This is a genomic window from Archangium sp. (assembly GCF_036388035.1).
Classification (GTDB): domain Bacteria; phylum Myxococcota; class Myxococcia; order Myxococcales; family Myxococcaceae; genus Archangium.
Genome location: NZ_DASVSO010000223.1, coordinates 1 through 4,387 on the forward strand (window position 1 = coordinate 1; position 4,387 = coordinate 4,387).

The 4,387-nt window shown below is 70.7% G+C and carries 3 protein-coding genes; 2 read left to right on the forward strand and 1 reads right to left on the reverse strand.

All coding sequences use genetic code 11. The features are described from left to right. A partial coding sequence (locus VF697_RS09690; protein WP_331093535.1) for a lantibiotic dehydratase occupies positions 1–2,792 on the forward strand: 2,792 nt, incomplete at its 5' end. Positions 2,793–2,833: 41 nt separating this feature from the next. Here VF697_RS09690 and VF697_RS09695 read toward each other — a convergent pair. Continuing rightward, positions 2,834–3,277 (reverse strand): OsmC family protein, encoded by a 444-nt coding sequence (locus VF697_RS09695; protein ID WP_331093537.1) that lies wholly within the window; start codon positions 3,275–3,277, stop codon positions 2,834–2,836. A 447-nt stretch (positions 3,278–3,724) separates the two neighbouring features. Between VF697_RS09695 and VF697_RS09700 the strand changes: the two genes are divergently transcribed. After that, positions 3,725–4,387 (forward strand): amidohydrolase family protein (locus VF697_RS09700; protein ID WP_331093539.1); only part of this gene is annotated, 663 nt, incomplete at its 3' end.

The window sequence follows — 4,387 nt, forward strand, 5'->3', positions numbered from 1 at the left end:
TGGACTACGTGTGCGCGCTGGTCGAGCACGTGCGGCGCGAGCCCGAGGTGCTGCGTGCGCTGCGCTACGTCCCCAATACGAGCCTGTACCGCACGCACATGGAGATCCGCTACCTGGAGGCGCGGCAGCGCGGGCGCGAGCGCCGCTATGGGCTGGTCGCCGTCGAGCCCACGCCCTACCTGGACGCCACCCTGGAGCGGGCCCGCGAGGGCGCGACGCTGGAGTCGCTGGCCCAGGCGCTGGTAGCGCAGGACGCGGAGATTCCCCTGGAGGATGCCCGCGAGTACACCGTGGCGCTCGTGGAGGCCCAGCTCCTGGTGCCCACGTGGGCGCCCAGCCTGACGGGGCCCGAGCCCGTGCCCTTCCTCCTCGCGGGCGCCGAGGGCCTCCCCGCGCTCGCGCCCGTGCGGGAGCGGCTGGAGGAGGCGCAGGGCCGGCTCGCCGCGCTGGATGCCGCGGGCCCTGGCGCTCCCGCGGAGGCCTACCGGAGCATCGCGCGCGGCCTGGAGACGCTGCCCGTGCCGGTGGAGCTGCCCCGCCTGTTCCAGGTGGACGCGGTGCGCGTGGTGGCGGACCTGTCGCTCCCCCCGCGCCTCATCACCGAGCTGGTCCGGGGCGTGGAGCTCCTGCGGCGCATCACCCCCGAGCAGGTGGACGCGGGGCCCATGACGCGCTTCCGGGAGCGGTTCACCGAGCGCTACGAGGGACGCGCGGTGCCGCTGCTGGAGGCGTTGGACGAGGAGCGCGGCATCGGTTTCTCGGGCGAGGCGCGGCCCGGTGCGGGCACGGGCCCCCTGCTCAGGGGGCTGCCCTTTCCGGCCCGGCGCGGAGGCGCGCGTGAGGCCGCGGCCGCTCTGGATGCGCGCTCGCAGTACCTGCTGCGCCGGCTCCAGGAGGTCAGTCAAGCCGGGGCCCAGGAGCTGGTGCTGACGGATGAGGATCTGCGGGCCATGGAGGCCGGCACGCCCGCGCGGCTGCCAGATGCCTTCGGCGTGGTGGGCACCGTGGTGGCGGACTCCCCGGAGGCGGTGGAGCGTGGCGACTTCCGCTTCCTCCTCGAGAACGTCCATGGCCCCTCGGGCGGCATGTACATGGGGCGCTTCTGCCACGGCGACGCGGCGCTGGAGGAGCGGGTGCGCGAGCACCTGCGCGCCGAGGAGTCGCTACGGCCGGACGCGGTCTTCGCGGAGATCGTGCACCTGCCGCAGGGCCGCACGGGCAACGTCATCTGCCGGCCCGCGCTGCGGCGCCATGACATCGTCTTCCTCGGCCAGTCCGGGCTGCCCGAGCAGGACCGCCTCGACGTGGCGGATCTGTGGCTGTCCGTGGAGGGCAACCGGCTGGTGCTGCGCTCGCGGAAGCTGGGCCGCGAGGTCATCCCCCGGCTGACGAACGCGCACAACTACACCACTTATGGGCTGGACCTGTACCGCTTCCTCTGCATGTTGCAGGTCGAGACGCGGGGCATTCGCTTCTCGTGGGGCTCGCTGGCGGCGGCCGCCTTCCTGCCGCGGGTGCGCGCCGGGAAGCTGGTGCTGTCACCGGCGTACTGGAACGTGGCACCCCAGGTGCTCCAGGGCTGGGGAAAGGCACACGGTGCCGCGCAGTTCGACGCCGTGCAGCGCTTTCGCCACGAGGCGAAGCTGCCGCGCTGGGTGTGCCTGAGCGACGGGGACAACCAGCTCCCGGTGGACCTGGACAACGTGCTGTCCGTGGAGACGCTGGTGCAGACCGTCAAGGGGCGGCCGCGCGCGGTGCTGGAGGAGCTGTACGCCGGGGAGGGCGGGCTGTGCGTGGAGAGCGCCGAGGGGCGGTACGTGCACGAGGTGGTGGTGCCCTTTGTACGGACCCCGGCCGCGGAACCGGCACGGGAGGCCCCCGCGGCCCGCGTGGTGGAAACCGCGGCGGCGCCGGCCCGCCTGGTGCGGCGGTTCCCGCCCGGCTCCGAGTGGCTCTACCTCAAGCTCTACACGGGCAGCGCCACGGTGGACCGACTGCTGCGCTCGGGGCTCGGCGACACCGTGCGGCAGGTGGCGCGCTCGGGGGCGGTGGACCGCTGGTTCTTCCTGCGCTACGGCGACCCGGACTTCCACCTGCGGCTGCGCTTCCAGGGCAAGCCCTCGCGGCTGGAGTCCCAGGTGTGGCCGGCGCTGCGCTCGGCGTGCTCGGCCCTGCTCGACGAGGGCAGTGGCTGGCGCCTGCAGCTCGACACCTACGAGCGCGAGGTGGAGCGCTACGGTGGGCCCGCGGGCATCGAGCTGTCCGAGGAGTTCTTCGCGGCCGACAGCGAGGCGGTCCTGGAACTGCTGCGCCTCTGCGGGGGCGATGCGGGAGCGGACCTGCGCTGGCATCTGACGCTCAAGGGGATGGACCTGCTGCTGAGAGACCTGGGGCTGCCACTGGCCGAGCGGGCCCGGGTGGCCGAGCAGGCGCGGGATGCCTTCAGCGCCGAGTTCAACGTCGGCAAGAGCTTCGAGGCCTCGCTCAGCGCTCGCTTCCGCGCCGAGCGCCGACAGCTGGAGGCCCTGCTGGACGCGACGCCCGCCACGGAGGGGCCGTGGAGGCAAGGGCTCGCGGTGCTCCAGCGCCGCAGCGAGCGGCTGGCTTCGGTGGCGCGTGGGCTCCAGGCCGCGTGGAGCGAGGGACGGCTTACCCTCTCACCGGAGACGCTGGCCGGGAGCCTCCTGCACATGCACGTCAACCGCATGGCGGTGGACGACGCACGGGCCCAGGAGCTGGTCCTCTACGATCTGCTCACCCGGCTGTACCGCTCACGGCTGGCCCGGGGATGAGCAAGGCGCTCAGGGGATAGGGGCGGAGGCGCCCCGGCGATTCACCGGGCCTCTTCGATGGCCGGCTCCAGGAGCACCTCGGAGGTGATGCTCAGGCCGATGAAGCAGTACTTGTGGGCCTTCTCGAACATCTCGCGCACCTTCGCGGGGTCCGTGCCGGGAGCCACGCGGATGGTCGGCGCCAGGCGCACCCTGGTGATTCGCGACACCTTGTCCACGGTGTCGAGCGTGACGGTGACGTGGTCCTCGTAGCCACGCACGTCCAGGCGCACCTTCTTCGCCAGCGACAGGAAGGTGAGCATGTGGCAGGTGGCCAGCGAGGCGCCGAACAGGTCCTCGGGGTTCCAGCGCGAGGCATCCCCTCCATACGAGGGCGCCGAGCTCACCGCGAGATCCTGCTTGCCCGTGGTGCGGGCAATGGCATCACGGGGGTACTCAGCGGCCGTGGAACCTTCCCAATGAAGCGTCAGCGGAAACTCGTGCAAGACCCACCTCCATGACCGAGGTCATTCCTTGAGGACGCCGCCCGGACTGTGCCCGCCCCCTCGCCGGAACACCAGGACTGGGGCATCGAACACGGGGGGCGGAGGCGGGCTTGCTCAAAAGGACGGGGTGAGGAGGCTCGACGCTGTGCCCCGCCACACGCTATTCTTGGAATTCATGGAAGTCAGCGTTGCTGCCTCGAGAATGAGGTGGCACGACAAAACGCTCTGGTGAGTCCAGAGGGGGAACATGACATGTGCCGGATGCTCTGTGGCAACGATTCGAACCATGCCCGTGAGCCAGCCAAGGAGGGCTCCTCCCGTCGCGATTTTCTCGCGAAGGGGGCTTCCGCCCTCGGTGCCGCGGTAGTCTCTTCGGTCCCCCTCCCAGCGTTGGCAGCGCCTGGGCAGGGAGACCTGTCGCAGGAGAGCGGTGCCAGGAACCATGACATGCCAAAGGAGACCGGTGCTTCGCACCGGCGTTACCTGCTGAAAGGCGGCGCGGTCCTCAGCATGGATCCCCAGGTGGGAAACTTCCCCCAGGGTGACGTGCTCATCGAGGGCAAGCGGATCGTCGCGGTGGGGGCCAACCTGCAGGCTCCCGGTGCGGCGATCATCGACGCCACGGGCATGATTGTCATGCCAGGGTTCGTCGACACCCACCACCACCAGTACCAGACCGCGCTGCGGAGCTTTCTGTCGGACGGCCTGCTGTTCAACGATGGGCTGCCACACGGCGAGAAGAACTACCTCGACTACATCCACTTCAAGCTCACGCCGGTCTTCAGGCCGGAGGACGCCTACATCGCCGAGCTCGTCTCTTCGCTCAGCCAGCTGGACGCGGGGGTGACCACGGTCGTCGACACGTCGCAGGTGGGCCATACTCCGGCACACACCGATGCCGTCATCCAGGGGCTTCAGGAGGCGGGCCGCCGCGCGGTCTTCGTGTACTCACCGGGCTCGGGCCCCGGCAATATCTTCCCGAATGATCTCCAGCGGCTCCAGAGCCAGTACTTCTCCTCGACCGATCAGCTCCTGACCCTGGCGATGGGCGGAGAGGTGTTCGACCCCGCGTTCCGGACCTACTGGGCGATTGGGCGCCAGCAGGGCCTG